This is a genomic window from Variovorax sp. YR750 (genome assembly GCF_900109805.1).
Taxonomy (GTDB): Bacteria; Pseudomonadota; Gammaproteobacteria; order Burkholderiales; family Burkholderiaceae_C; genus Variovorax; species Variovorax gossypii.
Genome location: NZ_FOBJ01000018.1, coordinates 185,721 through 212,422, shown reverse-complemented (window position 1 = coordinate 212,422; position 26,702 = coordinate 185,721). Strand labels below are relative to the sequence as shown.

General features: G+C 68.6%; 25 protein-coding genes. 16 read left to right on the top strand and 9 right to left on the bottom strand.

Annotated elements, in window-relative coordinates:
* Positions 1 to 14: 14 nt before the first annotated feature.
* On the top strand, positions 15 to 1,064 hold the full coding sequence (locus BMY35_RS31280; RefSeq protein ID WP_240652253.1) for an ABC transporter substrate-binding protein: 1,050 nt from the start codon (positions 15 to 17) through the stop codon (positions 1,062 to 1,064).
* Positions 1,065 to 1,071: 7 nt separating this feature from the next.
* Here the strand turns inward: BMY35_RS31280 and tet are convergent, their stop codons facing one another.
* Positions 1,072 to 2,283: a Tet(A)/Tet(B)/Tet(C) family tetracycline efflux MFS transporter gene (gene tet / locus BMY35_RS31275; protein ID WP_093206924.1), complete on the bottom strand. Its 1,212-nt coding sequence runs from the start codon at positions 2,281 to 2,283 to the stop codon at positions 1,072 to 1,074.
* An 89-nt stretch (positions 2,284 to 2,372) separates the two neighbouring features.
* Here tet and tetR point away from each other — a divergent pair, with 89 nt between their 5' ends.
* Entirely contained in the window at positions 2,373 to 3,065 is a 693-nt protein-coding gene (gene tetR, locus BMY35_RS31270; protein ID WP_093206922.1) for a tetracycline resistance transcriptional repressor TetR, read from the top strand.
* On the opposite strand, the gene BMY35_RS31265 is transcribed toward tetR, so the two are convergent.
* Together BMY35_RS31265 and BMY35_RS31260 are read right to left on the bottom strand one after the other, a co-directional pair.
* Positions 3,013 to 4,638 carry a GMC family oxidoreductase gene (locus tag BMY35_RS31265; protein ID WP_093206921.1) on the bottom strand — a complete coding sequence of 542 codons (1,626 nt, stop codon included), beginning with the start codon at positions 4,636 to 4,638 and terminating at the stop codon, positions 3,013 to 3,015. The two genes, tetR and BMY35_RS31265, sit on opposite strands and share 53 nt — an antisense overlap.
* A gap of 79 nt (positions 4,639 to 4,717) precedes the next feature.
* Positions 4,718 to 6,226 (bottom strand): CoA-acylating methylmalonate-semialdehyde dehydrogenase, encoded by a 1,509-nt coding sequence (locus BMY35_RS31260; RefSeq protein ID WP_093206919.1) that lies wholly within the window; start codon positions 6,224 to 6,226, stop codon positions 4,718 to 4,720.
* A gap of 120 nt (positions 6,227 to 6,346) precedes the next feature.
* Between BMY35_RS31260 and BMY35_RS31255 the strand changes: the two genes are divergently transcribed.
* The 6 genes from BMY35_RS31255 (at position 6,347) to BMY35_RS31230 (ending at position 11,370) form a co-directional block, all read left to right on the top strand.
* Positions 6,347 to 7,276, top strand: coding sequence for a LysR family transcriptional regulator (locus BMY35_RS31255; RefSeq protein ID WP_093206917.1), 930 nt, complete (start codon positions 6,347 to 6,349; stop codon positions 7,274 to 7,276).
* Positions 7,277 to 7,409: 133 nt separating this feature from the next.
* Positions 7,410 to 8,576 (top strand): MlaE family ABC transporter permease, encoded by a 1,167-nt coding sequence (locus BMY35_RS31250; RefSeq protein WP_093206916.1) that lies wholly within the window; start codon positions 7,410 to 7,412, stop codon positions 8,574 to 8,576.
* 12 nt (positions 8,577 to 8,588) lie between these two features.
* Positions 8,589 to 9,431, top strand: a complete 843-nt coding sequence (locus tag BMY35_RS31245; RefSeq protein ID WP_093206914.1) for an ABC transporter ATP-binding protein — start codon at positions 8,589 to 8,591, stop codon at positions 9,429 to 9,431.
* 16 nt (positions 9,432 to 9,447) lie between these two features.
* Positions 9,448 to 10,407, top strand: coding sequence for an MlaD family protein (locus BMY35_RS31240; protein ID WP_093206913.1), 960 nt, complete (start codon positions 9,448 to 9,450; stop codon positions 10,405 to 10,407).
* Positions 10,408 to 10,433: 26 nt separating this feature from the next.
* Positions 10,434 to 11,111: an ABC-type transport auxiliary lipoprotein family protein gene (locus tag BMY35_RS31235; RefSeq protein ID WP_093206911.1), complete on the top strand. Its 678-nt coding sequence runs from the start codon at positions 10,434 to 10,436 to the stop codon at positions 11,109 to 11,111.
* A 37-nt stretch (positions 11,112 to 11,148) separates the two neighbouring features.
* A complete protein-coding gene (locus tag BMY35_RS31230; RefSeq protein WP_093206910.1) occupies positions 11,149 to 11,370 on the top strand; it encodes a hypothetical protein in 222 nt (73 codons plus the stop codon).
* A 6-nt stretch (positions 11,371 to 11,376) separates the two neighbouring features.
* Here BMY35_RS31230 and BMY35_RS31225 read toward each other — a convergent pair whose 3' ends face one another.
* Both BMY35_RS31225 and BMY35_RS31220 read right to left on the bottom strand, forming a co-directional pair.
* Positions 11,377 to 12,147 (bottom strand): SIR2 family NAD-dependent protein deacylase, encoded by a 771-nt coding sequence (locus tag BMY35_RS31225; protein WP_093206908.1) that lies wholly within the window; start codon positions 12,145 to 12,147, stop codon positions 11,377 to 11,379.
* The gene (locus BMY35_RS31220; RefSeq protein WP_093206907.1) at positions 12,144 to 13,016 is read right to left on the bottom strand and encodes an IclR family transcriptional regulator; all 873 of its coding nucleotides are present in this window, start codon (positions 13,014 to 13,016) and stop codon (positions 12,144 to 12,146) included. Before BMY35_RS31220 ends, BMY35_RS31225 begins: the two co-directional genes overlap by 4 nt.
* Positions 13,017 to 13,163: 147 nt before the next feature.
* On the opposite strand from BMY35_RS31220, the gene BMY35_RS31215 reads away from it, so the two are divergent.
* The 6 genes from BMY35_RS31215 (at position 13,164) to fahA (ending at position 19,872) form a co-directional block, all read left to right on the top strand.
* Positions 13,164 to 14,123, top strand: a complete 960-nt coding sequence (locus tag BMY35_RS31215) for an MBL fold metallo-hydrolase (RefSeq protein ID WP_093206905.1) — start codon at positions 13,164 to 13,166, stop codon at positions 14,121 to 14,123.
* 138 nt (positions 14,124 to 14,261) lie between these two features.
* Positions 14,262 to 15,899, top strand: coding sequence for an FAD-dependent oxidoreductase (locus BMY35_RS31210; RefSeq protein ID WP_093206904.1), 1,638 nt, complete (start codon positions 14,262 to 14,264; stop codon positions 15,897 to 15,899).
* A 5-nt stretch (positions 15,900 to 15,904) separates the two neighbouring features.
* Entirely contained in the window at positions 15,905 to 16,114 is a 210-nt protein-coding gene (locus BMY35_RS31205; protein WP_093206988.1) for a DUF2783 domain-containing protein, read from the top strand.
* A gap of 64 nt (positions 16,115 to 16,178) precedes the next feature.
* Complete coding sequence (hmgA, locus tag BMY35_RS31200) at positions 16,179 to 17,492, top strand: homogentisate 1,2-dioxygenase (protein WP_093206903.1); 1,314 nt, start codon at positions 16,179 to 16,181, stop codon at positions 17,490 to 17,492.
* Entirely contained in the window at positions 17,489 to 18,463 is a 975-nt protein-coding gene (locus tag BMY35_RS31195; protein ID WP_093206901.1) for a Bug family tripartite tricarboxylate transporter substrate binding protein, read from the top strand. Before hmgA ends, BMY35_RS31195 begins: the two co-directional genes overlap by 4 nt.
* 143 nt (positions 18,464 to 18,606) lie before the next feature.
* Complete coding sequence (gene fahA / locus BMY35_RS31190; protein ID WP_093206900.1) at positions 18,607 to 19,872, top strand: fumarylacetoacetase; 1,266 nt, start codon at positions 18,607 to 18,609, stop codon at positions 19,870 to 19,872.
* A 133-nt stretch (positions 19,873 to 20,005) separates the two neighbouring features.
* On the opposite strand, the gene mrdA is transcribed toward fahA, so the two are convergent.
* From mrdA to BMY35_RS31170, 4 genes are all read right to left on the bottom strand, one after another.
* Entirely contained in the window at positions 20,006 to 21,976 is a 1,971-nt protein-coding gene (gene mrdA, locus BMY35_RS31185; RefSeq protein WP_093206898.1) for a penicillin-binding protein 2, read from the bottom strand.
* Positions 21,977 to 22,031: 55 nt separating this feature from the next.
* Positions 22,032 to 22,553, bottom strand: coding sequence for a rod shape-determining protein MreD (gene mreD / locus BMY35_RS31180; RefSeq protein ID WP_093206897.1), 522 nt, complete (start codon positions 22,551 to 22,553; stop codon positions 22,032 to 22,034).
* A complete protein-coding gene (gene mreC, locus BMY35_RS31175) occupies positions 22,550 to 23,509 on the bottom strand; it encodes a rod shape-determining protein MreC (protein WP_093206895.1) in 960 nt (319 codons plus the stop codon). The genes mreD and mreC overlap by 4 nt, the downstream gene beginning before the upstream one ends.
* 86 nt (positions 23,510 to 23,595) lie before the next feature.
* Positions 23,596 to 24,639, bottom strand: coding sequence for a rod shape-determining protein (locus tag BMY35_RS31170; protein ID WP_007833435.1), 1,044 nt, complete (start codon positions 24,637 to 24,639; stop codon positions 23,596 to 23,598).
* Positions 24,640 to 24,854: 215 nt separating this feature from the next.
* Here BMY35_RS31170 and gatC point away from each other — a divergent pair, with 215 nt between their 5' ends.
* Both gatC and gatA read left to right on the top strand, forming a co-directional pair.
* Positions 24,855 to 25,154 (top strand): Asp-tRNA(Asn)/Glu-tRNA(Gln) amidotransferase subunit GatC, encoded by a 300-nt coding sequence (gene gatC, locus BMY35_RS31165; RefSeq protein ID WP_093206894.1) that lies wholly within the window; start codon positions 24,855 to 24,857, stop codon positions 25,152 to 25,154.
* Positions 25,154 to 26,701: an Asp-tRNA(Asn)/Glu-tRNA(Gln) amidotransferase subunit GatA gene (gene gatA, locus BMY35_RS31160; protein ID WP_093206892.1), complete on the top strand. Its 1,548-nt coding sequence runs from the start codon at positions 25,154 to 25,156 to the stop codon at positions 26,699 to 26,701. Before gatC ends, gatA begins: the two co-directional genes overlap by 1 nt.
* Position 26,702 lies beyond the last annotated feature (1 nt).

Here is a 26,702-nt window from a genome sequence, read left to right as displayed (position 1 = left end):
TGGAGAGCATCGCCATGTCCCCGAAGTCCTCGATCAGAACCCTCCCGCTCCTTGCCGCGCTGCTCGCGGCCGCCGGCATCGCCGGTGCGCAGACCAAGACCCTCTACATCGGCATGAACGGCGGCACGATGGAGAAGGCATACACGCAGTACGTCTTCCCCGCCTTCGAGAAGGCCTACGGCGCGAAGGTGGTGGTGGTGCCCGGCACCTCGTCCGACATCCTCGCGAAGGCCCAGGCCAACAAGGACAGGCCGCAGATGCACGTGATGTTCCTCGACGACGGCGTGATGGTTCGCGCCATCGGCATGGGCCTGTGCCAGAAGCAGAAGCCTAGCCAGTCGCTCTCCGAGATCTACCCGGCCGCGCGCTTCAAGGACGACATGGCCAGCGGCGTGAGCCTGGGCATGACGGGCCTGGCCTACAACGCGAAGATGTTCAAGGAGAAGGGCTGGGCCGCGCCCACCTCGTGGATGGACCTGGCCGACCCGAAGTACAAGGGCAAGGTGGTGTTCCAGTCGATGTCGTCGTCTTCCTTCGGGCTGCACGGCTTCCTGATGTTCAATCGCATCCAGGGCGGCAACGACAAGAACGTGGAGCCCGGCTTCAAGGCCTGGCCCACCTCCATCGGGCCGAACGTGCTGGAGTACATCCCGAGCTCGGCCAAGCTCTCCGAGATGGTTCAGACCGGCGAGGCGGCGATCTTCCCGCTCACGCCCACGGCCGTGGCGGCGATGAAGAGCAAGGGCATCCCGGTGGAATACGCGCCGCCCAAGGAAGGCGCGGTGGTGCTCATGGTCGGCCAGTGCGTGATCGCCAACAACACCGAGCCCGAGCTGTCGCAGAAGCTCGCCGAGTTTTTGCTGAGCCCGCTGGCGCAGGCCAACGTGCTGCAGTACGGCGCCCAGATCCCGACCAACCCGAAGGCGCCGGTGGTGGGCGACGGCGTGGCGCAGGTGGCGGACATCAACAAGTGGATGAAGACCGCCGTGACCATCGACTGGGAAAGCATCAACGCGAACCGCCCGGCTTGGAACGCGCGCTGGAACAAGACGATAGAGAAGTGATGCTTCTTCAGCCGCGCGCTTCGCGCCTGCGCAGCAGCACCGGCATGCACAGCAGGTAGACCACCGCACCCACCAGCCACACGATGCCGGGGAAGCGCACGCGGAACGCGAAGTAGAGCTGGCTGATGAGCAACGGCCCGAACACCGAGGCCAGGCTGGACAGGCTCGCGAGCACGCCCTGCAGCCGCCCCTGCTCGGCTTCGCCCACGCGGGCCGAGAGCATCGACTGCAGCGCGGGCGCGCCGATGCCGCCCGTGCACAGGAGCGGCAGCAGCGCGAGCGCCATCCAGCCCCGCGTGGCGAAGGCAAGCAGCGCGTAGGCGGTGCAGTCGGCCGCGGTGCCGATGGCGAGGGCGGCGCGCTCGCCCCATCGCTCGACCAGCGGGCCCGCCACGAAGCCCTGCATCAGCGCCTGGATCAGGCCGAAGACCGCGAGCGAGACGCCGACCATGGTGCCGTTCCAGGCGAACTTGTCCTCGCCGTAGAGCACCCAGGTCGTGCCGGCGACCTCGCCCACCAGCATCAGCACCGTGAACACGCCGAGGATGGGCAGCAGCGCGGGGAAGCTTTTCGCCCAGCGCAGCGGCGCGAGCGGATGCAGCACGCCGCGATCGAAGGGCTGCGAAGCGAGCTTCGCGGGACGCGACTCGCGCAGCAGCAGCAAGGCCGCGAGGAAGGTCAGTCCGTTGAGCACGGCGGCGGCGATGAAGGGCAGCCGCACGCCGTGGTCGCCGAGCACGCCGCCGAGCGCCGGCCCCGCGATGAAGCCGATGCCGAAGCAGGCGCCCATACGGCCGAACCAGCGCGCGCGCTGGCTCTCGGGCGTGAGGTCGGCGATGGCGGCCGAGGCCACCGCCATGTTCGCGCCCGTCATGCCGGCGATCGCGCGGCCCACGAACAGCAGCCACAGCGACGGCGCGAAGGCCATGAAGAGCGCGTCGACGGCAGCGCCCGCCACCGACACCAGCAGCACCGGGCGCCGGCCGAAGCGGTCGCTGAGCGCGCCGAGCACGGGCGCGCAGAGGAACTGCATCAGCGCATAGAGCGAGAGAAAGGCGCCGAAGCGCCAGCCGAGGTCGCCGGTGTGGCCGACCTCGCGCAGCAGGCTCGGCACGATGGGCATGACCAGGCTGATGCCGACGGCGTCGAGCGTGACGATCGCCAGGATCACGGCATGCGCGTGGCGGCCTCCGGCGAATGGGGTGGATGTGGAAGACATGTTGGAATTTATCGTTGATAAGGAATTATCAGCGATAAATTCCAGGCCGTGAAGTACCCTCCCGGCTCGATACCGGCAAGCACACCCGAATGAAACTGGACCGCGAAGTGATCCTCGAGACAGCCCTCACGCTGCTCGACGAGGTCGGCATGGACAAGCTCAGCACCCGGCTGCTGGCCGAACGGCTCGGCGTGCAGCAGCCGGCGCTGTACTGGCATTTCAGGAACAAGCGGGCGCTGCTCGACGCGATGAACAGCGAGATCCTGCGCCGCACCCACGAGCGCAAGCTGCCGCTGCCCGACGAGTCATGGGAGACCTTCCTGCGCGAGAACGCGCGCAGCTTCCGGCGCGCCCTGCTGGCGCGGCGCGACGGCGCGCGGCTGCACGCGGGCACCGAGCCCGATCCGGGCGACCTGGAGATGGTGGAGGCGCAACTGGCGGCGGTGGTCAGCCGCGGCGTGCCGGCGCCGCAGGCGATGACGCTTTTGATCGCGCTGGGCCGCTACACCGTGGGCTGCGTGCTCGAGGAACAGGCGGCGCCGCCCGACGCCGAGGCGCGGCAGCAGGCGCTCGATGCCTCGGCCGCTTCGCGCCCTCTTCTGGCCGAGGCCTTCGCACGCTACCGCGAGGCCGGCCCGGATGCGATGTTCGAGATCGGCGTCGACCTGATGATCGAGGGCGCGAAGGCGCGCCTCGAAAGCCAGGCCGAGGACGCCAAGAGCGCCAAGGCTAGGCCGCGCCGCGGATCCAGCCGGCCGCCTTCTCCGCCATCATCAACGTAGGGCTGTTGGTGTTGCCGCTGGTGATGGTGGGCATCGCGCCCGCATCCACCACGCGCAGGCCCTGAATGCCGCGCACGCGCAGCCGCGAATCGAGCACGGCGCCCGGGTCGTTGTCGGCGCCCATCTTCGTGGTGCCCACCGGGTGGAAGATGGTGGTGGCGATGTCGCCGGCCAGGCGCGCCAGTTCCTCGTCGGTCTGGTACTGCACGCCGGGCTTCCATTCCTGCGGCTTGAACTTGGCGAGCGCGGGCTGCGCGGCGATGTTGCGCGTGACGCGCAGCGAATCCGCCGCCACCTTGCGGTCCTCGTCGGTGCTCAGGTAGTTGGGCGCGATGGCCGGCGCGTCCTCGAAGCGCTTGCTCTTGATACGCACCGAGCCCCGGCTCGTCGGGTTGAGGTTGCACACGCTCGCGGTGAAGGCCGGAAAGCTGTGCAGCGGATCGCCGAAGGCATCGAGCGACAGCGGCTGCACGTGGTACTGCAGGTTGGGCCATTCGCGATCTGGCGAACTGCGCGTGAAGGCACCGAGCTGCGAGGGCGCCATGCTCATCGGGCCGCTGCGCTTGAGCAGGTATTCGAGGCCGATCTTCGCCTTGCCGACCATCGAGGAAGCCATCACGTTGAGCGTGGGCGCGCCCTCGATCTTGTAGACAGCGCGGATCTGCAGGTGGTCCTGCAGGTTCGCGCCGACGCCGGGCGCGTCGAGCACCACGTCGATGCCGTGCTGGCGCAGCAGTTCAGCCGGGCCGATGCCCGAGAGCTGCAGGATCTGCGGCGAGCCGATGGCGCCCGCGCTCAGCACCACCTCGCGCGTGGCCTGCGCGGTGACCATCTCGCTGCCGTTCCATACCTCCGCGCCGGTGCAGCGGCGCGTGCCGTCGGGCAGCGTCTCGAACAGCAGGCGCGAGACCTGCGCGCCGGTCCAGAGCTCGAAGTTGGGCCTGCCGTAGCAGGTCGGACGCAGGAAGGCCTTGGCGGTGTTCCAGCGCCAGCCGTTCTTCTGGTTGACCTGGAAGTAGCCCACGCCCTCGTTGTTGCCACGATTGAAATCGGCCGTGTGCGGCACGCCGGCCTGCGAAGCGGCTTCGGCGAACGCGTCGAGGATGTCCCAGCGCAGGCGCTGCTTCTCGATGCGCCACTCGCCGCCCGCGCCGTGCATCTCGTCGGCGCCGAGGTAGAAGTCCTCGTGCTTCTTGAAGGCCGGCAGCACGCTCTGCCAGCGCCAGTCGTCGTCGCCCGTGAGGTCGGCCCAGTGCTCGTAGTCGCGCGACTGGCCGCGCATGTAGATCATGCCGTTGATGCTGGAGCAGCCGCCCAGCGTCTTGCCGCGCGGATAGCGCAGCACGCGGCCGTTGAGGCCGGCGTCGGGCTCGGTGCTGTAGAGCCAGTCGGTACGCGGATTGCCGATGCAGTACAGGTAGCCGACGGGAATGTGGATCCAGTGGTAGTCGTCCTTGCGGCCCGCCTCGATGAGCAGCACGCGCTTGCTCTTGTCGGCGCTGAGCCGGTTCGCCATGAGCGAGCCGGCGGTGCCGGCGCCGATGATGATGTAGTCGAATTGGGTGTCGCTCATGGCGTCTTGCCTTGTCTCTCTTTTTTGTTCGACGGAATTCCCGGGCGGAATCGCGGCGCCCCTCGCGCCGCGCCCGATGCTACTTGGCTGTCGGCATGACGAACTCGGCGCCCTTGCCGATGCTCTCGGGCCAGCGCTGCATGACCGACTTCTGCTTGGTATAGAAGCGCACGCCCTCCTCGCCGTAAGCGTGCATGTCGCCGAACAGCGAACGCTTCCAGCCGCCGAAGCCGTGCCAGGCCATGGGCACCGGGATCGGCACGTTGATGCCGACCATGCCCACCTGGATGCGGCGGCTGAATTCGCGCGCCACGTTGCCGTCGCGGGTGAAGCAGCTCACGCCGTTGCCGAACTCGTGCGCGTTGACGAGGTCGATCGCGTCCTTGAAGTTGGCCACGCGCACGCAGCTGAGCACCGGGCCGAAGATCTCTTCCTTGTAGATGCGCATCTCGGGCGTGACGTGGTCGAACAGCGTGCCGCCCATCCAGAAGCCGTCGCCGCAACCTTCGCCCGCGGTGCTGCCGTCGAACTTGCGGCCGTCGACCAGCAGCTTCGCGCCTTCCTTCTCGCCCAGGTCGATGTAGCCGGTGATGCGCTCGTGCGCGGCGCGGGTGACGATCGGGCCCATCTCGGCCGCGAGGTTCTCGCCGTTGAGCACCTTCAGCGTCTTCGTGCGCTCGATGAGCTTCGGAATGATCTTGTCGGCCACGTCGCCCACCAGCACCGCCACGCTGATGGCCATGCAGCGCTCGCCGGCCGAGCCGTAGCCGGCGCCGATCAGCGCGTCGACGGTCTGGTCGATGTCGGCGTCGGGCAGCACCACCATGTGGTTCTTCGCGCCGCCCAGGGCCTGCACGCGCTTGCCGTGGCGGGCGCCGGTCTCGTAGATGTAGTTGGCGATGGGCGTGGAGCCGACGAAGCTGATGGCCTTGACGTCGGGGTGCTCCAGCAGCGCGTCGACCGCGACCTTGTCGCCCTGCACCACGTTGAACACGCCGTCGGGCAGGCCGGCTTCCGTCAGCAGCTCGGCGATGCGCAGCGAAGGCGTCGGGTCGGTCGGGCTGGGTTTGAGCACGAAGGTGTTGCCTGCGGCGATGGCCACCGGGAACATCCACATCGGCACCATCACCGGGAAGTTGAAGGGCGTGATGCCGGCGACCACGCCCAGGGGCTGGCGCAGCGTCCAGTTGTCGATGCCGGTGCTCACCTGGTCGGTGAAGTCGCCCTTGAGCAGCTGCGGAATGCCGCATGCGAACTCGACGATGTCGATGCCGCGGCTGACTTCGCCCTGCGCGTCGGTGAAGACCTTGCCGTGCTCGGCGGTGATCATGTGGGCCAGCTCGTCCTTGTGCTCGTTGAGTAGCTGCAGGAACTTGAACATCACGCGCGCGCGGCGGATCGGCGGCGTGTCGGCCCAGGCCGGGAACGCGGCCTGCGCGGCAGCGACGGCGGCGCCGACCTGGTCGGCATTCGCCAGGCCGGCCTTGCCGGTGACGACGCCGGTGGCGGGGTTGGTCACGTCCTGCGTGCGGCCGGAGGTGTTGGCGGCGAGCTTGCCGGCGATGAAGTGATCGATGGAAGTAGGCATGGGGAGAACCCTGAAAGAGGCTGTGTCCGAAGGAAGAGTGCGGCCAGTTTAGGCAGCGTGTTGTTCCTCGCCTAGTCACGAAGACTGAACTTATTGTTCAGAATAGCGAACAATCGAACCATGAAACCCCAAAATATCGAGTCGCTCTGGACGCACCTGCACTGGCTCACGGTGCTCGCGCAACAGGGCAGCTTCACGGCCGCCGCGCTGCGCCTGGGCGTGAGCAAGGCAGCCATGAGCCAGCGCATCGCCGAGCTCGAACGCGCGGCCGGTGCGCCATTGGTGCAGCGCACAACGCGCAGCGTGCGGCTCACCGAAGCCGGCCAGCGGCTGGTGGAAGACATGCGCGAACCCTTCGAGCAGATCGCCCACAGCTTCGCCGGCGTGCGCGACCTCGCGGGCGTGCCGCGCGGGCTGGTGCGGGTGACGGCGCCGGTGGCCTTCGCGCGCCAGCAGCTGGTGCCGAGGCTGGCGGACTTCCTGCGCGCGCAGCCCGAGGTGCGCATCGAGCTCGACCTGTCCGACCGGCTCAGCTCGCTCGCGATGGAAGGCTTCGACCTCGCCATCCGCCACACGGCCGCGCCGCCCGACACGCACGTGGCATGGACGCTGTGCGAAACCCGCTCGGTGCTGGTGGCCAGCCGCGCCTACCTGCGCCGCCGGGGCACGCCGCGCGAACCGCAGGCGCTGGCCGGCCACGACTGCCTGCACTACCCCCGCGCGCAGGAAACACCGACCTGGCATTTCGAGGCGAAGCCGTCTGCGCCGCGCATCACGGTGCCGGTGTCGGGCCCGCTGGTCGCCAACAACAGCGAGGCGCTGCGCGACGCGGCGCTCAGCGGGCTGGGCATCGCGCTGGTGCCCGACTTCAGCGCGCAGGCGGCGCTGCAGTCGGGAAAGCTGCAGCAGGTGCTGCCGCAGTGGCGCTCGGTGGGCGCGTTCGGCGAGCGGCTGTATGCAATACGGCCCTATGCCACGCACGTGCCGCAGGCGGTGACCGCATTCGTGGGCTGGCTGCGCGAGGCGCTGTCCGAAGGTTTCGCACCCTGAAGAAATCATGAAGAAACGGCGTCGTGCCCTACGCGAACGAAGGGTCTGGAACACCTTCTCTTCGGATGCACGCGGTTACGATGCGCGCTTCCAACCCCGTTTTTGTTAACTTTCCCGCTCACCCGCCTTGTCTATGCCTCCCGCCACATCGCCTGCCGAGGCTTCCGCCGCCGACAGCGGGTGGCCTCGCGTCGGCCAGCGGGAGCAGGAAGGCCGCCAATGGACGGTGGCCAGCGGCCGCTGGACCACGCTGGCGATGTCGTCCAAGCCGGCCTGGCAGGCGCTGGACGAGAGCCTGAAGGCAGCCCCGCCCGCCGCCAACCGCGCCTGGGACCTGCGCCCCATCGAGCAGCTCGACCACATCGGCGCGCAGCTCCTGTGGGAACACTGGCGCCACGAGTGGCCCGCCACCATCGAGCTGTCGCCGCAGCACAAGGCCGTGCTCGACCAGGTGGCTCAGTACACCGTCGCCACGCCGGACGAGCCCTCGCCCTCGCTGAACGACCGCATCCGCGAGTTCTCGCACAACGGGCCGCGCGCCATGTACGTGATGCGCGACTTCACCGCGCTGGTCGGCCAGCTCGCGCTCGACCTGTGCCGGCTGGCGCGCGCGCCGCACCGCGGGCCGTGGCGCGATTTCTCCGGGCACCTCTACCAGTTCGGCGCGACGGCGCTGCACATCACGGCGCTGGTCGGCCTGCTGATCGGCGTGGTGCTGGCCTACCTGATCTCGCAGCAGCTGCGCCAGTACGGCGCCGAGACCTTCGTGGTGAACATCCTCGGCCTCTCGCTGATCCGCGAACTGGGGCCGGTGCTGGCCGCAGTGCTGATCGCCGGGCGCTCGGGCTCGGCCATCACGGCGCAGATCGGCGTGATGCGCGTGACCGAGGAGCTCGACGCGATGCGCGTGATGGGCATCCCGCACGGCTTTCGCCTCGTGATGCCGCGCGTGCTGGCGCTGGCCATCGCGATGCCGCTGATCAGCCTGTGGACCTCGATGGCCGCGCTCGCGGGCGGCATGCTGGCGGCCGACGCGGCGCTCGACATCTCGCCGGCCTATTTCCTCTCGGCCCTGCCGCGTGCGGTGCCGATCTCGAACCTGTGGCTGGCCATGGCCAAGTCGGCGGTGTTCGGCATCCTGATCGCGCTGATCGGCTGCTATTTCGGCATGAAGGTGAAGCCGAACACCGAGAGCCTCGGGCGCGGCACCACCTCGTCGGTCGTCACCTCGATCACCGCCGTGATCCTGGTCGATGCCTTGTTCGCCGTGCTCTTCAAGGGCATCGGCTTCCGGGCATGAGGGCGTGAAACCATGAGCATGCCCGTGCGCCCCGACACCGACGCCACCGTGGTGGACATCCGCGGCCTGTGGACCGTGTTCCAGAGCGCCGACGGCGAGCAGGTGGTGCATCGCGACCTGCAGCTGCACATCGACCGCGGCGAGGTGCTCTCGCTGGTGGGCGGCTCGGGCACGGGCAAGACGGTGCTGCTGCGGCAGATCCTCGGCCTCGAGAAACCCACGCGCGGACATGTCGAGGTGCTGGGCCAGGAGCCCGGCGAGCTCAGCGCCTCGGGCGCGGCCAACGTGGGCATGCTGTTCCAGCACGGCGCGCTGTTCTCTGCCTTCAGCGTGCTGGAGAACATCGCCTTTCCGCTGCGCGAGCTGAAGCTGCTTCCCGACGAGCTCATCCGCCACGCGGCGCTGGTGAAGCTGCAGATGGTGGGCCTGGGCCCGCAGCATGCCAACAAGAGCCCGGCCGATCTTTCGGGCGGCATGATCAAGCGCGTGGCGCTGGCGCGCGCGCTCATCATGGATCCGCCGCTGCTGCTGCTCGACGAGCCCACGGCCGGCCTCGACCCCGAGGCCTCCGACAGCTTCTGCGACCTGCTGCGCGGCCTGCACCGCGAGCTGGGCCTCACGGTGGTGATGGTCACGCACGACCTGGACACGCTGTTCGACCTGAGCACCCGCATCGCGGTGCTGGCCGACCAGAAGGTGATCGTCACCGGCGCGGCGCGCGAGGTCATCGCGTACCCGCATCCCTTCATCCACGAATACTTTCTCGGCGGGCGCGGCCAGCGCGCCCTCGAAGCGCTGCATGACAAGCCAGCCGGACAATCCCCCGCGCAACAGGCCCCCGCGGCCGGGCGCTGAAAGGTAGGTAGCCACCATGGAAAACAAGGCCCACGCCATCGCCGCCGGCGCCTTCGTGCTCGGACTGATCGCCGCGCTCGTCGCGCTGGTGGTCTGGTTCACGCGCGACAGCACCGTGCGCAACATCTACGAACTCTCCACGCGCGACGCGGTCAGCGGCCTGCAGCCGCAGGCCATGGTGCGCTACCGCGGCATCGCGGTGGGCAAGGTGGCGTCGATCGACTTCGACCCGAAGGTCAAGGGCAACGTGCGGGTGCGCATCACGGTCGACGAGCGCGTGCCGCTCACCACCTCCAGCTTCGCCACGCTGAGCTACCAGGGCGTGACCGGCCTGGCCTTCATCGCGCTGGACGACAAGGGCGAATCGACCGTCTCGCTCAAGCCGAACAACGACGACCCGCCGCGCATCCCGCTCAAACCCTCGATGCTGGCGCAGCTGCAGGACCGCGGCGAGGCCATCATCAACCAGGTCGAGGAAGTGACGAAGCGCGCCAACCAGCTGCTGAGCGACCCCAACCAGAAGCGCGCGGCCGATGCGCTGGAGAACATCGCGGCCGCCTCGGCCAGCGCCAACACACTGCTCAAGACGCTCGACAACACGGTGAAGACCGGCCTGAACCCGGCGCTGACGAAGCTGCCCGACACCATGGCCTCGGTGAAGAAGGCGGCGGGCGACGTCTCGCGCGTGGCCAACAACTTCAACACCACCGTGGGCAGGCTGAACGCGCCCGACGGCCCGGTCGAGCGGCTGAGCGACGGCACCAAGGCGCTGGCGCAGGCGGTCGATTCGTTCAACGCCGCCACGCTGCCGCGCGTGAACCGCGTGGCCGACGACACCTCGCACGCCGTGCGCCGGCTGGGCCGCGCGGCGGACAGCATCAACGACAACCCGCAATCGCTGCTGTTCGGCAACGGCGGCGCGGCCGCGGGCCCGGGCGAGCCGGGCTTCCAAGCGCCGGCCGCGACGCGGCCTTGAACCAGCCCCGGGGAGGATCACCGACCATGAACGCCATTCGCTCCTTGACGACGAAGACCCCTGCCGCCATCGCGCTCGGCTGCGCGATGCTGCTGGCGGCCGGCTGCGGCGCGCTGCCCGACAAGCCCGCGCGCGCCACGCTCTACGACTTCGGCCCCGGCCCGGCGGCATCCGCCTCGGCGCCCGCGCCGGCCACGCTGCCCACGCTTTCGCTGGCGGAGTTCGAAAGCAACTCGCGCCTGGAAGGCACGCAGATCCTCTACCGGCTGGGATATGCCGACGTCAACGAGCTGCGTCCCTACGGCCAGTCGCGCTGGAGCCTGCCGCCCTCGCAGCTGCTGCGCCAGAGGCTGCGCGACACGCTGTCGGAGCGCCGCATGGTGCTCGGCCCCGAAGAGGCCGCAACCATCTCGCGCGGCCGGGGCGAGGCGCCCGACACGCTGCGCATCTCGCTCGACGAGTTCAGCCACTACTTCGATTCGGCGAGTGCCAGCACGGGCCTGGTGCGCCTGCGCGCCACGCTGGTCCGCACCACGAGCGGCGGCGACCGCGTGCTGGGCCAGCGCCTGTTCACCGTGCGCCGCCCGGCGCCCAGCGCCGACGCGCCCGGCGGGGTGAAGGCGCTGGTCGCGGCCAGCGATGCCGCCGTGGCCGAGGTGGTGCAGTGGGTGGACCAGTTGCAGCAGCAACAGCCACGGCAGTAATCTCCGGCAAGGACACGGAAGGAAGGATCATCGACCCATGAACGCAACTCGCATCGTCGGCATCCTGCTGATCGTGGCCGGCATCGTCGCCCTGGCCATGGGCAGTTTCAGCTTCACCAAGGAAACCCACCAGGCCAAGCTCGGGCCGCTGGAGTTCTCGGTGAAGGAGAAGGAAACGGTCAACCTGCCGGTGTGGGCCGGCGTGGCCGTGATCGTGGTGGGCGGGGCGCTGGTGCTGCTCGGGGGCAGGAAGGGCTGAGCCCCCTCAGCCTCTCGAGCCCGGCACGCCCGCCAGCAGCTGCGGCAGCAGCTCTTCGGAAGTACCGCGCAGCACCACGGCCGCCGCGTCGTCCAGGTGCGGCAGCGGCTCCAGGTTCAGCGTGATGAGCCGCGCGCCGTGCGACAGCGCGGTCTGCGGCAGCTCGGCCGCCGGATAGACGATGGTGGTGCTGCCCACCACCATGAACAGATCGCACTCCTGCGCCGACACCTGCGCGTCGAGCAACACGCCTTCGTTCAGCATCTCGCCGAACATCACCACGTCGGGCCGCGCGTGCGAGCCGCAGCGCAGGCAGCGGTGGAAGGGCCAGGGGCCGCTGCGGTTGCCGCAACGATCGCAGCGCCAGCGGCGCAGCGAGCCGTGCAGCTCGAGCACGTCCTGGCCGCCGGCCAGCGTGAGCAGCCCGTCGACGTTCTGCGTGACCAGCCGGGTGGCCGGGCGCAGCCGCTGCAGCAGCGCGAGCGCGGTGTGGCCCGGATTGGGCTGCGCCGATTCGATCATCGACAGGCGCTGCGCCCAGAACTTCGTGAAGCCGGCCGGGTCGCGCTGCAGGTCCTCGGCGTGGGAGAACTGCAGCGCGTTCTGGCTCTTCCACAGGCCGTCGGCGTCGCGGTAGGTCGGAATGCCCGAGGCGCGCGACAGGCCTGCGCCCGAGAACACGACGATGCGCCGGGCATTGCGAAGCAGCTCGGTGGCCGCCTGGATGGCAGAAGCGGGGGAAGAGGGAGAAGAGATGTCTGTTGTGACTGGCGTCATCGCTCTGGTCTGGGGGAATTGGCTGCTGCTGCCGCCGCCTGCGCCGGCGAGGCGCCGAGGCGTTGCGACACGGTGTCGGCGCATGCCTTGAGCGCGCGGGAGATCTCGCCGTCCCACGCGGTGTCGAAGATGCCGGCCGGGCCGATGGCGGTAACGGCCAGCACGATGGCGCCAGTGTGGTCGAAGACCGGCGCGGCCATGGCGCTCACGCCCTCGATGACCTCGCCGTCGGAACGGCTGATGCCGTGCGCGCGCACTTCCTGCAGCTGGCGCTCGAAGTCGCTCCACGAAGGCAGCGGCTGCACCGGCGGCATGCCGGCTGCGGGAGCGGGCTCCGCGCCCTTGCGCTGCTTCTGGCGCTGGCGCTCCTCCTCGAGCAGCTGGCGCACCACGCCGGCGTCGAGGTAAGCGGCGAACACCCGGCCCGAGGCGGTGTTGGTCAGCGAGAACACCGTGCCGTGCCGCATGTTCACGTGCACCGGCGAGGGCGACTCGGCCGTGCGCACGATGGTCGCGCCGCGCGCTCCCCACACGGCCAGCGCCACGGTGTGGCCGATCTGCTGCGCGAGCTGGCCGATCAGCGGGGTGGCGATGTGCACCGGGTCGGCCTGCTGCAGGCTGATGAGGCCCAGTTGCAAGGCGAGCGGGCCGAGCAGATAGTGGCCGCTGGCGCGGTCCTGCTCGATGAGGCCCAGCCGCCCGAAGCTGACCATGTACGGATGCGCCTTGGCGGCCGTCATGTCGGCTTCGCGCGCCAGGTCCTTCAGCGCCATGGGCCGGCCGTGATGCACCAGCGCGCGCAGCAGCTGGCCGCCGACTTCGATGCTCTGGATGCCGCGCTGGGCGCGGTCGTTGTCACTGGCTGCCATGGCCTGCCTCGCCTTCTGGTCGTTCGTTCATGAAGAAGGGATTAGACATTAACTGATCTGCGGCTTACACTGCGGCAATTCGTTAACTGCAAATTCGTTCGACTTAAACGAATTTCAAGATTCAACCCCCACCGACGGAGACACCCGATGAGCCAAGCCAAGAAATTCGCCAGCCAGGCCGACATGGAAGAGAAGAAGGTCACCTTCAGCCAGATCTCCGAACATGCCTGGGCCTACACCGCCGAGGGCGACCCCAACACCGGCATCGTGATCGGCGACGACTGCGTGCTGGTGGCCGACACCCAGGCCACCCCCGCCATGGCGGCCGACGTGGTGCGCCGCATCCGCGAAGTGACCGACAAGCCCATCAAGTACGTGGTGCTCACCCACTACCACGCGGTGCGCGTGCTGGGCGCGGCGGGCTACGGTGCCGAGCACATCCTGGCCAGCCAGGACACGCGCGACCTGATCGTCGAGCGCGGCGAGCAGGACAAGGCCAGCGAGATCGGCCGCTTCCCGCGCCTGTTCCAGAACGTCGAGACCGTGCCGCCAGGCCTGACCTGGCCCACCATGACCTTCACCGGCAAGATGACGCTGTGGCTGGGCAAGCTCGAAGTGCAGCTGATCCAGCTCGGCCGCGGCCACACCAAGGGCGACACCGTCGTCTGGCTGCCGCAGGAGCGCACGCTGCTGTCGGGCGACCTGGTCGAGTTCGGCGCCACGCCGTACGCCGGCGACGCCTACTTCAAGGACTGGCCGCAGACGCTGGACAACATCGCCGCGCTGAAGCCCGTGGCACTGGTGCCGGGCCGCGGCGCGGCGCTGACCACGCCCGAGGCCGTGTCCGAAGGCCTGACGGGCACGCGCGACTTCATCTCCGACGTCTACGCCAGCGTGCAGGCAGGCGTGAAGGCCGGGCGCGACCTGAACGCGGTCTACAAGGAAACCTACGAGAAGCTCAAGCCCAAGTACAGCCAGTGGGTGATCTTCGACCACTGCATGCCCTTCGACGTGAGCCGCGCCTACGACGAGGCCTCGGGCCATGCCGATCCGCGCATCTGGACGGCCGAGCGCGACGTCGAGATGTGGAAGGCGCTGGAAGGCTGATCGAACTGCTCCCTCCCCCTCTGGGGGAGGGTTGGGGTGGGGGCAGGCAGAGCGCCCGAAGTGACGGCAGCTTGCCCCCCATCCCGGCCTTCCCCCAGCGGGGGAAGGAGCGAAGACCAAAGACACGGAGACAAGTACGTGATCGACTATCAGAGCCTGCGCTTCGACTACCGCCGCCACGTAGACCAGGACGCGGCCACGCCTGCGCGCCACCCGGTGGTGGTGGTCGGCGCCGGCCCGGTCGGGCTGACGCTGGCCATCGACCTCGCGCTGCGGCAGGTGCCCGTGGTGCTGCTGGACAACGACAACACCCTTTCGAGCGGCTCGCGCGCGATCTGCTTCGCCAAGCGCACGCTCGAAGTGTTCGACCGCCTGGGCTGCGGCGACCGCATGGTCGACAAGGGCGTGTCGTGGAACGTGGGCAAGGTGTTCTTCCACGACGAGCAGGTCTACCGCTTCGACCTGCTTCCCGAGCCCGGCCACGAGCGCCCGGCCTTCATCAACCTGCAGCAGTACTACGTCGAGGGCTACCTCGTCGAGCGCGCGGCCGAGCTGCCGCTGGTCGACCTGCGCTGGAACAACAAGGTCACGGGCATCGAGCAGCGCGAGGACGGCGCGGTGCTGACGGTGGAAACGCCCGAAGGCAGCTACCGGCTCCAGGCGGACTACGTCGCCGCCTGCGACGGCTCGCGCTCCAACCTGCGCCAGATGCTGGGCCTGGAAGCCAAGGGCCGCGTGTTCCGCGACCGCTTCCTGATCGCAGACATCACGATGGACGCGCACCTGCCCACCGAACGGCGCTTCTGGTTCGACCCGTCGTTCCACCCCGGCCAGAGCGTGCTGCTGCACAAGCAGGCCGACGGCATGTGGCGCGTGGACTTCCAGCTCGGCTGGGACGCCGACCCGGTGGAAGAACGCAAGCCCGAGAACATCACGCCGCGCGTGCGCGCCCTGCTCGACAGCATCGGCTTCGAGGGCGTGCAGTTCCAGATCGGCTGGGCCAGCGTCTACACCTTCGCCTGCCAGCGCATGGAGCGCTTCCGCCACGGCCGCGTGCTGTTCGCGGGCGACTCGGCGCACGGCGTGTCGCCCTTCGGCGCGCGCGGCGCCAACTCGGGCGTGCAGGACGCCGACAACCTCGCCTGGAAGCTCGCCGCCGTGGTGCAGGGCCAGGCGCCCGAGGCGCTGCTCGACAGCTACGCCAGCGAGCGCGAGTACGCCGCCGACGAGAACATCCGCAACTCCACGCGCGCGACCGACTTCATCACGCCCAAGAGCGAGGTGAGCCGGCTCTTCCGCGACGCGGTGTTGGAGCTGACGAAGCGCCACGCCTTCGCGCGCACGCTGGTCAACAGCGGGCGGCTGTCCGTGCCTTCGGTGCTGCGCGATTCGCCGCTGAACACGCCGGACGCCGACGCCTTCTCGGGCGCGATGGTGCCTGGCGCCGCCGCCGCCGACGCGCCCGTGGCACACGCGGACGGCAGCACCGGCTGGCTGCTGCGCGAATGCCATGTCTCGCAGTTCACCGCGCTGGTGTTCGGCCAGGGCGAGGCGGCCGAGCGCAGCCTCGGCGAGCTGAAAGCCAGCGACCTGCCGTTGCACGTGGTGCGCGTCGAGGACGGCGCCAAGGGCAGCGAGCTGGCAACGCAGCGCTACGACGCGCGGCCCGGCACCGTATATCTGCTGCGGCCCGACCAGCATGTGTGCGCACGCTGGCGGCAGCCTTCGGCAGCGGACATCCGCACGGCCGTCGACCGCGCACTGGCAAAGGCGTGAACACCATGCAGCAGCATCAACAACAGCAACACCTCATCACCGCGCCGAACCTCGAGGCGCCCGACGACTTCTACGAAGCGCTCATCGAGGCGCACCAGGGGCTTTCCACCGAGGAGAGCCACGCCTTCAACGCGCGCCTCGTGCTCGTGCTGGCCAACCACATCGGCTCGCTGGCCGTGCTGCGCGAGGCCTTCGACGCGGCGCGCGCCGGCTGAGCGCCGCCCCTGCCCGGCCCGGAACACATTCCAACCTCATCGCGACTCCCGAAAGAGCAAGCACATGACCCAAGCAACCCCGTCCTCCGAACGGCGCTACCAGAGCGGCTTCGGCAACGAATACGCCTCCGAGGCCGTGCCCGGCGCACTGCCGCAGGGCCGCAACAACCCGCAGCGCGGCCCCTTCGACCTGTACACCGAGCTGATCTCCGGCACCGCCTTCACCGCGCCGCGCCACGAGAACCGCCGCACCTGGCTGTATCGCCGCCAGCCCTCGGTGGTGTCGGGCCGCTACCAGCCATATGCGCAGCCGCTGTGGACCACCGGCGCCGACCGCGAAGTCGCGCTGCCGCCGGAGCCGCTGCGCTGGCATCCCCAGCCGCTGGACGAGTCGGCGGCGAAGGCCGACTTCATCGACGGCATGCGCACCATCGCGGCCAACGGCGATGCCGAGTCGCAGGTCGGCATCGGCTCGCTGATGTACCTCGCGGGCCGCTCGATGGAGCGCCGCGCCTTCGTGAACGCCGACGGCGAGATGCTGGTGGTGCCGCAGCAGGGCCGCCTCGTCATCACCACCGAACTCGGCGTGCTCGACGTGAAGCCCGGCGAAATCGCGGTGCTGCCGCGCGGCATGGCCTTCAAGGTGGCGCTGCCCGACGGTCTCTCGCGCGGCTACGTCTGCGAGAACTACGGCGCGCACTTCCGCCTGCCCGAGCTCGGCCCGATCGGCTCGAACGGCCTGGCCAATGCGCGCGACTTCCAGGCGCCGGTGGCGGCCTTCGAAACGGAAGAAGGCGGCTACGAGATCGTCAAGAAGTTCGGCGGCCGCTTCTGGCAGGCGCCGATGAAGCAGTCGCCCTTCAACGTGGTCGCATGGCACGGCAACCTCTCGCCGGTGAAGTACGACACGGCGCACTTCATGGTGATCGGCTCGATCAGCTTCGACCATCCCGATCCGTCGATCTTCACCGTGCTGACCTCGCCCAGCGACACGCCCGGCACGGCCAACTGCGACTTCGTGATCTTCCCGCCGCGCTGGATGGTGATGGAGAACACCTTCCGCCCGCCGTGGTTCCACCGCAACCTGATGAGCGAGTTCATGGGCCTGGTGCTGGGCGAGTACGACGCCAAGCCGGGCGGCTTCAAGCCCGGCGGCGCGAGCCTGCACAACTGCATGGTGCCGCACGGCCCCGACGAGGAAGCCTTCGACAAGGCCACCCACGCCGACCTGAAGCCGCACAAGCTGGACAACACGCTGGCCTTCATGTTCGAGAGCCGCTACCGGTTCATTCCGACGAACTTCGCGCTGAAGAGCCCGGCACTGGACACCGACTACGCCGACTGCTGGGCCGGCCTCAAGGATCAATTCAAGGCATGAAGACCGTGTTCACCCTCACGCGTCGCGCAGCGGCCGTGGCCCTGCTCGCCGCGCCCTTCCTCACGCATGCGGCCGACTATCCGTCCAAGCCCATCCGCTTCATCGTGCCCTACACCCCCGGCGGCACCACCGACCTGGTGGCGCGCACCGTGGGTCAGAAGGTGTCGGAGAAGCTGGGCCAGCCAGTGCTGATCGACAACCGCGGCGGCGCGGGCGGCAACATCGGCATGGACGCAGTGGCCAAGGCCGCGCCCGACGGCTACACGATCGGCTTCGGCGCGATCTCGACCAATGCGCTGAACCCGCACATCTACAAGTCGATGGCCTTCGATCCGCGCAAGGATTTCACCGCCATCAGCCTGCTGGGCACCTCGACCATCGTGCTCGAAGTGCCGGCGGCCTCGGCCGTGAAGTCGGTGCCCGACCTGATCGCCGCCGCGAAGAAGAACCCGGGCATGCCCTATGCCACCGCGGGCGCCGGCACCTCGATGAACCTGGCCGGCGTGATGTTCGCGCAGATGACCGGCACGGATCTCGTGCACGTCGCCTACAAGGGCAGCGGCCCGGCCATCACCGACATGCTGGGCAACAACATCGGCGTGATGTTCGACAACCTGCCGGCATCGCTGCCGCACATCCAGGCCGGCAAGCTGCGCGCGCTGGCGGTGGCGGGCCCCACGCGCTCGCCCTCGCTGCCCGACGTGCCGACGATGGCCGAGGCGGGCCTGAAGGGCTATGCGCTGGAGCCGTGGTTCGGCGTGTACGGGCCGGCGAAGCTGCCGGCGCCGGTCGTGAAGGCGCTGAACGAAGCCTTCGTCGAGGCGCTCGCGATGCCCGACGTGAAGGCCAAGCTGGCGCAGGCCGGCTTCTCGCCGCGCGGCTCGACCGCGCAGGAGCTGACGACGCTGACCGAGACCGAATACAAGCGCCTGGGCGACGTGGCCAAGAAGGCCGGCATGACCGCAGAGTAAAGCTCACCCCCAGGCTTGCCCACTTCGTGTGACCGCCAACCCCCTTCCGGGGGCAACACCTGCGGCCCGGCAAAGCCGGTTCCGCGGTGTTCCCCGAAAGAGTCCGGACCCTTTAGAACATTTGCCTGAAAGACACATCCTCCATGACCGCACTGAACGCCACCCATGACCCGAAGCTGCGCAGCTGGGTCGCATCGGCCAACGAGGCCGGCACCGACTTCCCGATCCAGAACCTGCCCTTCGGACGCTTTCGCACGGCCGGCAGCAGCGAGGCCTTCCGCATCGGCGTCGCCATCGGCGACCAGGTGCTGGACCTGCGCGCCGCGGGCCTCGTCGACACCGACGACATGAACGCGCTGATGGACGCCGGCACGAAGGAGCGCCAGGCGCTGCGCGCCGCCATCTCCGCCGGCCTCGCCGAAGGCAGCGACAAGCAGGCCGCATGGTCGAAGGCCCTGCTGCCGCAGGCAAAGGCCGAGATGACGGTGCCCTGCCGCATCGGCGACTACACCGACTTCTACACGGGCATCCACCACGCGACCACCATCGGCAAGCTGTTCCGCCCCGACCAGCCGCTGATGCCCAACTACAAGTGGGTGCCGATCGGCTACCACGGCCGCGCATCGTCCATCGGCGTGAGCGGCCAGGTCTTCAAGCGCCCGCAGGGCCAGACCAAGGCGCCCGACGCGGCCGAGCCGAGCTTCGGCCCCTCGAAGCGGCTGGACTACGAACTGGAGCTGGGCTTCCTGGTGGGCCGCGGCAATGCGCAGGGCGCGCCCATCGCCATCGCCGATGCCGAGGAGCACCTGTTCGGCGTGACGCTGCTCAACGACTGGTCGGCGCGCGACCTGCAGGCCTGGGAATACCAGCCGCTCGGCCCCTTCCTCTCGAAGAACTTCGCAAGCACGCTGTCGCCGTGGATCGTGACGATGGAAGCGCTGGCGCCCTTCCGCGCGAAGTTCGAGCGGCCCGCCGGAGACCCGCAGCCGCTGCCCTACCTCGACTCGGCCTCGAACCGCGAGAGCGGCGCGCTCGACATCACGCTCGAAGTGCTGCTGCAGACCGCGAAGATGCGCGCCGAGGGCGTGGAGCCCGTGCGCCTGACGCGCGGCAACACCACCGAGGCTGCCTACTGGACGGCCGCGCAGCTCGTCGCGCACCACACGGTGAACGGCTGCAACCTGCAGCCGGGCGACCTGCTGGGCTCGGGCACGCTGTCGGGCCCCAAGCCCGACGAGGCCGGTTCGCTGATCGAGCTGACGCTGGGCGGCAAGCAGCCGATCACGCTGCCGAACGGGGAGAAGCGCACCTTCCTGGAAGACGGCGACACGCTGGTGATCCGCGGTTATTGCGAACGCGCAGGCGCGGTGCGCATCGGCCTGGGCGAAGTCAGCGGAACGGTGGTCTGAGTGTGTTTTCCCCTCTCCCTCTGGGAGAGGGCCAGGGTGAGGGCCCCGTGCCCCCGATGAAGCACGGCTTCGAAGTCGATGCCGATGCCCTCACCCCAACCCTCTCCCAGAGGGAGAGGGAGAAATACAGGGATCAGGGCGCCGCGGCTGGCGTTGCCGAGGCTGCGGGCCAGGCCACTTCGCTCGCCACGCGCGGCTTGCCGATCGGTGCGGTCGCCTTGCCGATCTTGATGGCGGCCATGTCGGCCTCGCTCGGGTACTGGTCGGCGAGCCAGTAGTCGAACACGCGGCGCGCAATGGGGGCCGCCGCGCCGGCGCCCCAGCCGGCGTTTTCCACGATCACCGCCAGGGCGATCTTCGGGTCGTTCACCGGCGCGTAGGCCATGAAGAGTGCGTGGTCGCGCTGGTGCTCCTCGAGAGCGCGCGCGTTGTACTTGGTGTTCTGGCCCATCGACACCGCCTGCGCGGTACCGGTCTTGCCGGCCGCCTGGTAGCTGGCGCCGGCGAACACGCCGCGCGCGGTGCCGCTGGTGACCACGCTGGTCAGGCCCTCGCGGATCACCGCGATGTTGGCGGCCGTGAAGCCCAGGTTCTCCGCCGCGGGCTGCGGCAGGGGCACCACGTTGCCGCTCACGGTGTCGCGCGTGGCCAGCGCGAGGTGCGGCTTGTGCTTGAGGCCCCCATTGGCGATGACGGCGGTGGCCTGCGCCAGCTGCAGCATGGTGAAGTTGTTGTAGCCCTGGCCGATGCCCAGCGAGATGGTCTCGCCCGCGTACCACTTCTTCTGCTCGGGCCGCTTGTAGGTGTTGCGCTTCCACTCGGTGCTGGGCAGCACGCCTCGCACCTCGCCGCCGAGGTCGATGCCGGTGATCTGGCCGAAGCCCAGCGGCTTCATGAAGTCGTGGATCAAGTCCACGCCCATCTCGTTGGCCAGCGAGTAGTAGTAGATGTTGCTCGACAGCTGGATCGAGCGGCGCATGTCGACACCACCCAGGTTGCCCTCGGGGCTGCCGAAGCGGTGGCCGCCGAAGTTGAAGTAGCCGGGGTCGTTCACCACCACGCTGGGGCCGCGCTTGCCGGTCTGCAGCGCCGCCAGCGCCATGAAGGGCTTGTAGGTGGAGCCCGGCGGGTAGGTGCCGCGCAGGGCTCGGTTCAGCAGCGGCTTGTCGATGGATTCGGTGAGCGCCGCCCAGCTTTCGTTGTCGATGCCTTCGACGAAGAGGTTCGGGTCGAAGGTGGGCTTGCTCACGAAGGCCAGCACCTCGCCGGTCTTGGGATCGATGGCCACCAGCGCGCCGCGGCGGTCGCCGTACATGTCCTCCACCAGCTTCTGCAGCTTGATGTCGAGCGACAGCATGACCGTGTTGCCCGGCGTGGCGGGATGGCTGGCGAGGCGGCGCACGGCGCGGCCGCCTGCGGAGGTTTCCATCTGCTCGACGCCGGTCTGGCCGTGCAGCGTCTTCTCGTAGCTCTGTTCGACGCCCAGCTTGCCGATGTAGTCGGTGCCCTTGTAGTTGGCCTGGTCCTCCTCGTCCCAGTCCTCCATCGCGGTCTTCTCGCGCTGGTTGATGCGGCCGATGTAGCCGAGCACGTGCGAGGCCAGCTCGCCCTGCGGGTAATTGCGGAACAGGCGCGCCTTGATCTCCACGCCCGGGAAGCGGTAGCGCTGGGCGGCGAAGCGGGCGACTTCCTCGTCGCTCAGGCGGGTGCGGATCGGAATGGAGTCGAAGCTGCGCGAGTCCTCGCGCAGGCGCTTGAAGCGGCGGCGGTCGCGCGGCGAGACTTCGAGCACCTGCGTGAGGCTGTCGATGGTCTCCTCGACGTCGCCCACCTTCGAGGGCGTGATCTCCAGCGTGTAGGCCGAGTAGTTGGAAGCCAGCACGATGCCGTTGCGATCGAGGATGAGCCCCCGGTTGGGCACCACCGGCACCACCGCCGTGCGGTTGCTCTCGGCCTGCTCGGCCAGGTCCTCGTGGCGCGTGACCTGCAGGTAGAACAGCCGTGCGCCCAGCAGCCCGAACGCGAAGAGCACCGCCAGTCCGATGACGATCACGCGGCGCTTGAAACGCGCGAGATCGGCGGCGACGTTGCGGATTTCGGTCATGGCGATGGGAGCTTAGGCGCGCGCAGGTGCGAAGGCAAATGCGGGGAGGCTGGGCTTAGAGGGGCCGGTTCTCGTCCGGTTCCGGCGTTCTTCGCTGGGGGGCCAGCAGCAGCGCGGTGGCCAGCGGCCAGAGCGCGGCCTCGATGGCCGGCGAGGCCAGCACCGTCCAGCCCGGGAACACGCCGCCGCCGATCATCCGCGTGAGCACCTCGATCAGCTGCGACAGCGCGAAGAGCGGCAGCACCTGCAGCGCCTGCGAGGCCACCGGATACCACAGCAGCCGCCGGTGGATGGTGATCGCGAAGAAGCCCAGCGTGGTGTAGGACAGCGCATGCTGGCCCAGCAGCGACGACTGGTGCACGTCCATGCACAGGCCGAACACGAAGGCCGCGCCGATGCCCACGCGCGCAGGCTGGTGTACGCCCCAGAACACGATGACGAGCGCCAGCAGGTCGGGCATCCAGACGGCGCGGCCGATGGGGATCATGTTGACGAGCAGCGCGACCACGAGGCTGCTCCACATGAAGACCGGGCTGACGGGCAGCAACAGCTGCTGCTGGCCTGGACGCTTGATCATGGGCGCACTCCCGGTTTCTTCTCGTTCTTGCCGGCACCGGGCTTGCCCTCGGGGCGCTTGCGCTGGGTGACGGCTGGCGCCGCGGGCGGCGGCGCGGCCGGCGTGCCCGTGGGCTCGAGCACGAGCACGTAGCGCGCGGCCGTCACGTGCGCCAGCGGCACGCAGTAGATGCGGGCGAAGGCCGAGTCGGCGCGGCGCTCGATGCGCTCGATCTTCGCCACCGGCAGGCCCGCGGGGTAGATGCCGTCGACGCCGCTGGTGGAGAGCAGGTCGCCCTCCTGCAGGTCGGCATTGGCGGCCATGAAGCGCAGCTCCAGTCCGCCGCCATGGGCCGAGGCGTCGCCGAAGGCCACGCTGCGCACGCCGGTGCGGGTGTTCTGCACGGGAATGGAAAGGTCGCGGTCGATCACCAGCGTGACCTCGCTCGTGAAGGGCAGCACCTGCGTGACCTGCCCGAGCACGCCGCGTGCGTCGATCACCGGCGAACCGGGCTGAACGCCCTGGGCCAGCCCCTGGTCGATGACGATCTTGCGGGTATAGGGGTCGGCCGCGTCGTAGAGCACCTCGGCGGCGCGGCCCGGCGTGGTGGTGGTCTGGCGCAGCTCGAGCAGCTCGCGAAGGCGGGCGTTGTCCTGGGCCAGCGTGTCGGCCTGCGCGGCGCGCTCGGCCTGCATCATCAGCGCCTTGCGCGCGTCTTCCTCGTTGCGCTGGGCGGTCTGCAGGTCTTCGAGGTAGCGTCCGCCGCCGAGCACGGCCTGCACCGGCTTCAGCGCCACCCATTGCACCGGGTACAGCACCGCGCCGATGGCCGAGCGCACCGGTTGCACGATATGGAAGCGCGCATCGGCCACCATGAGGAACAGCGAAAGCGCGCCGAAGAAGATCAGCTTGCTGAGTGCCGACTGCCCCTGGTTGAACAGGGGTGGCGCTGTGCGATCGAGCGTGCCCAGAGGCATGAATTCAGACCCGACGGTGGTGCGGAATCAAATAACAAAAAGCCGGCCTGCGCAAGCAGAGGCCGGCCGATGATGGCTTTCGCCTTTTACTCGCTCGTGAAGATGCTGCCCAGGCGGTCCATGCGCTCGAGTGCGATGCCGCAGCCTCGCACCACGCAGGTCAGCGGATCTTCGGCCACCAGCACCGGCAGGCCGGTTTCCTCGGCCAGCAGGCGGTCGAGGTCGCGCAGCAGCGCGCCGCCGCCGGTCAGCATCATGCCTCGCTCGGCGATGTCGGCGCCCAGCTCGGGCGGCGTCTGCTCCAGCGCGTTCTTCACGGCCGAGACGATGTTGTTGAGCGGATCGGTCAGGGCTTCCAGCACTTCGTTGCTGCTGATGGTGAAGCTGCGCGGCACGCCTTCGGAAAGGTTGCGGCCCTTGACTTCCATTTCCTTGACTTCGGAGCCCGGGAAGGCCGAGCCGATGTTCTTCTTGATGACTTCGGCCGTCGGCTCGCCGATCAGCATGCCGTAGTTGCGGCGGATGTAGTTGATGATGGCTTCGTCGAAGCGGTCGCCGCCCACGCGGACCGAGCCCTTGTAGACCATGCCGCCCAGCGAGATGACGCCCACCTCGGTGGTGCCGCCGCCGATGTCCACCACCATCGAGCCCGAGGCTTCGCTGACGGGAAGGCCGGCACCGATGGCCGCGGCCATGGGTTCTTCGATCAGGTAGACGGAGGTGGCGCCCGCCGCCTCGGCCGCGTCCTTGATGGCGCGGCGCTCGACCTGGGTGGAGCCGCAGGGCACGCAGATGATGATGCGCGGGCTCGGCGTGAGCAGCGTGCGCGGGTGCACCATCTTGATGAACTGCTTGATCATCTGCTCGGTGATCACGAAGTCGGCGATCACGCCGTCCTTCATCGGGCGGATCGCCTCGATGTTGCCGGGCACCTTGCCCAGCATGGCCTTGGCTTCGCGGCCGACGGCCTGGATCACCTTCTTGCCATGGGGGCCGCCTTCGTGGCGGATGGCGACGACCGAGGGTTCGTCGAGGACGATGCCCTTGTTGCGGGCGAATATCAGGGTGTTGGCGGTGCCGAGGTCGATCGCAAGGTCGGTGGAAAAGTACCGACGGAAAGCTCCAAACATGTGCGGAATCCTCTGAGCACGGCCTGCGCATCGGCAGGTCGTCGCTCTATTTTTTGGGTCGTTTGACGGGGTGAATTGATCGTTTTTGGCGCAAAAGCCGGCGCGTTCGCGGGGGTTGCGGCAAAGGCGGGATAATACCCGAATCCCCTCTGATTCCCGTATTAGCACCCGTTCCGGCGTGCGATTACCCCCGCTTTTTTGGGCCGTTCCGACCTATGTCACTTTCCGCTTCCGATATTGCGCGCATCGCCTCGCTGGCGAGGCTGCAGCTGGCTCCCGACGAAAGCGAGCGCATGCTCAGCCAGATCAATGGCTTTTTCGACTTAGTCGAACGTATGCGTTCCGTGGACACCGCCGGCGTCGAACCGCTGGCCCATCCGGTCGCCGCCATCGAGGACATCACGCTGCGTCTGCGCGACGACGTGGTGAGCGAGCCCGACAACCGCGAAGCCAACCAGAAGAGCGCCCCGGCCGTCGAAGCCGGCCTGTTCCTCGTGCCCAAGGTGATCGAATGATGAGCAGCAGCGGTGAATTGCATCAATTGAGCGTCGTCGAGCTGGCGAAGGCGCTGGCCGAGCGCAAGGTTTCGGCCGTCGAGGCCTCGCAGGCCTTCCTGGGCCGCATGAAGGCCCACGAGTCGCTGGGCACCTTCGTCGACGTGAACGAGGAAGCCACGCTGGCGCAGGCCCGCGCGGCCGACGCGCTGATCGCCAGGGGCGACGCCCCCGCGCTGGCCGGCGTGCCCATCGCGCACAAGGACATCTTCGTCACCACCGACTTCGCCACCACCGCCGGCTCGAAGATGCTCGCGGGCTACCGCTCGCCCTTCGACGCCACCGTGGTGCGCCGCCTGGCCGAAGCCGGCGCCGTCACGCTCGGCAAGCTGAGCTGCGACGAGTTCGCCATGGGCTCGGCCAACGAGAACGTCGCCGTGCCCGCCGTGGGCCACGACAAGGTCGTGCCGGTGCAGAATCCGTGGAACCGCGAGCGCATTCCGGGCGGCTCGTCCGGCGCCAGCGCGGCAGCCGTGGCGGCACGCCTCGCGCCCGCAGCTACCGGCACCGACACCGGCGGCTCGATCCGCCAGCCCGCGTCGTTCTGCGGCGTGACGGGCATCAAGCCCACCTACGGCCGCGCCTCGCGCTACGGCATGGTGGCCTTCGCGTCGAGCCTCGACCAGGCCGGCCCGATGGCCCGCTCGGCCGAAGACTGCGCGCTGCTGCTGTCGGCGATGTGCGGCCCTGACATCGACCGTGATTCGACCTCGATCGACAGGCCTGCCGAGAACTTCAGCCGCTTGCTCAACGATTCGCTCGCAGGCCTGCGCATCGGTGTACCCAGGGAGTGGCTGGATTGGACCGACGACCATTGGGCCGACGGCACGGAGGTGCGCAAGGAACGCGTTTCGGGCGACATTACGCTTCGAATCACCGACGCGCTTCAGACGTACCGAAAGCTCGGTGCGACGCTGGTTCGTGTGGATCTGCCTCGCACCGAACTGGTCGTGCCCGTCTACTACATCATTGCCGCGGCCGAGGCGAGTTCGAACCTGAGCCGTTTCGACGGCGTCAAGTTTGGACATCGCGCAGACAAGTACGTCGATCTCGTCGACATGTACAAGAAGACCCGGGCGGAAGGCTTCGGCGACGAAGTCAAGCGGCGGATCATGATCGGCACCTATGTGCTCAGCCATGGCTACTACGATGCCTACTATCTGCAGGCGCAGAAGATCCGCCGGATGATCGCGGACGACTTCCAGCAAGTATTCAAGAACGAAAAATGCGATGTGATCGCTGGCCCTGTCGCTCCGACAGTCGCTTGGAAGCTGGGTGAACACGGTGACGATCCGCTAGCCGACTATCTCGCGGACATCTATACGCTGCCTGCGTCGCTGGCAGGCCTACCGGCCATGAGCATTCCGATCGGCATGGACTCCAACAACATGCCCGTGGGCCTGCAGCTAATTGGCGACTACTTCAGTGAAGCCAAGCTGTTGAATATCGCGCATCGCTTCCAGCAGGAGCGCGTCGACCTGCGCCCGCGCACGCCGGAGGGCTCCTGAA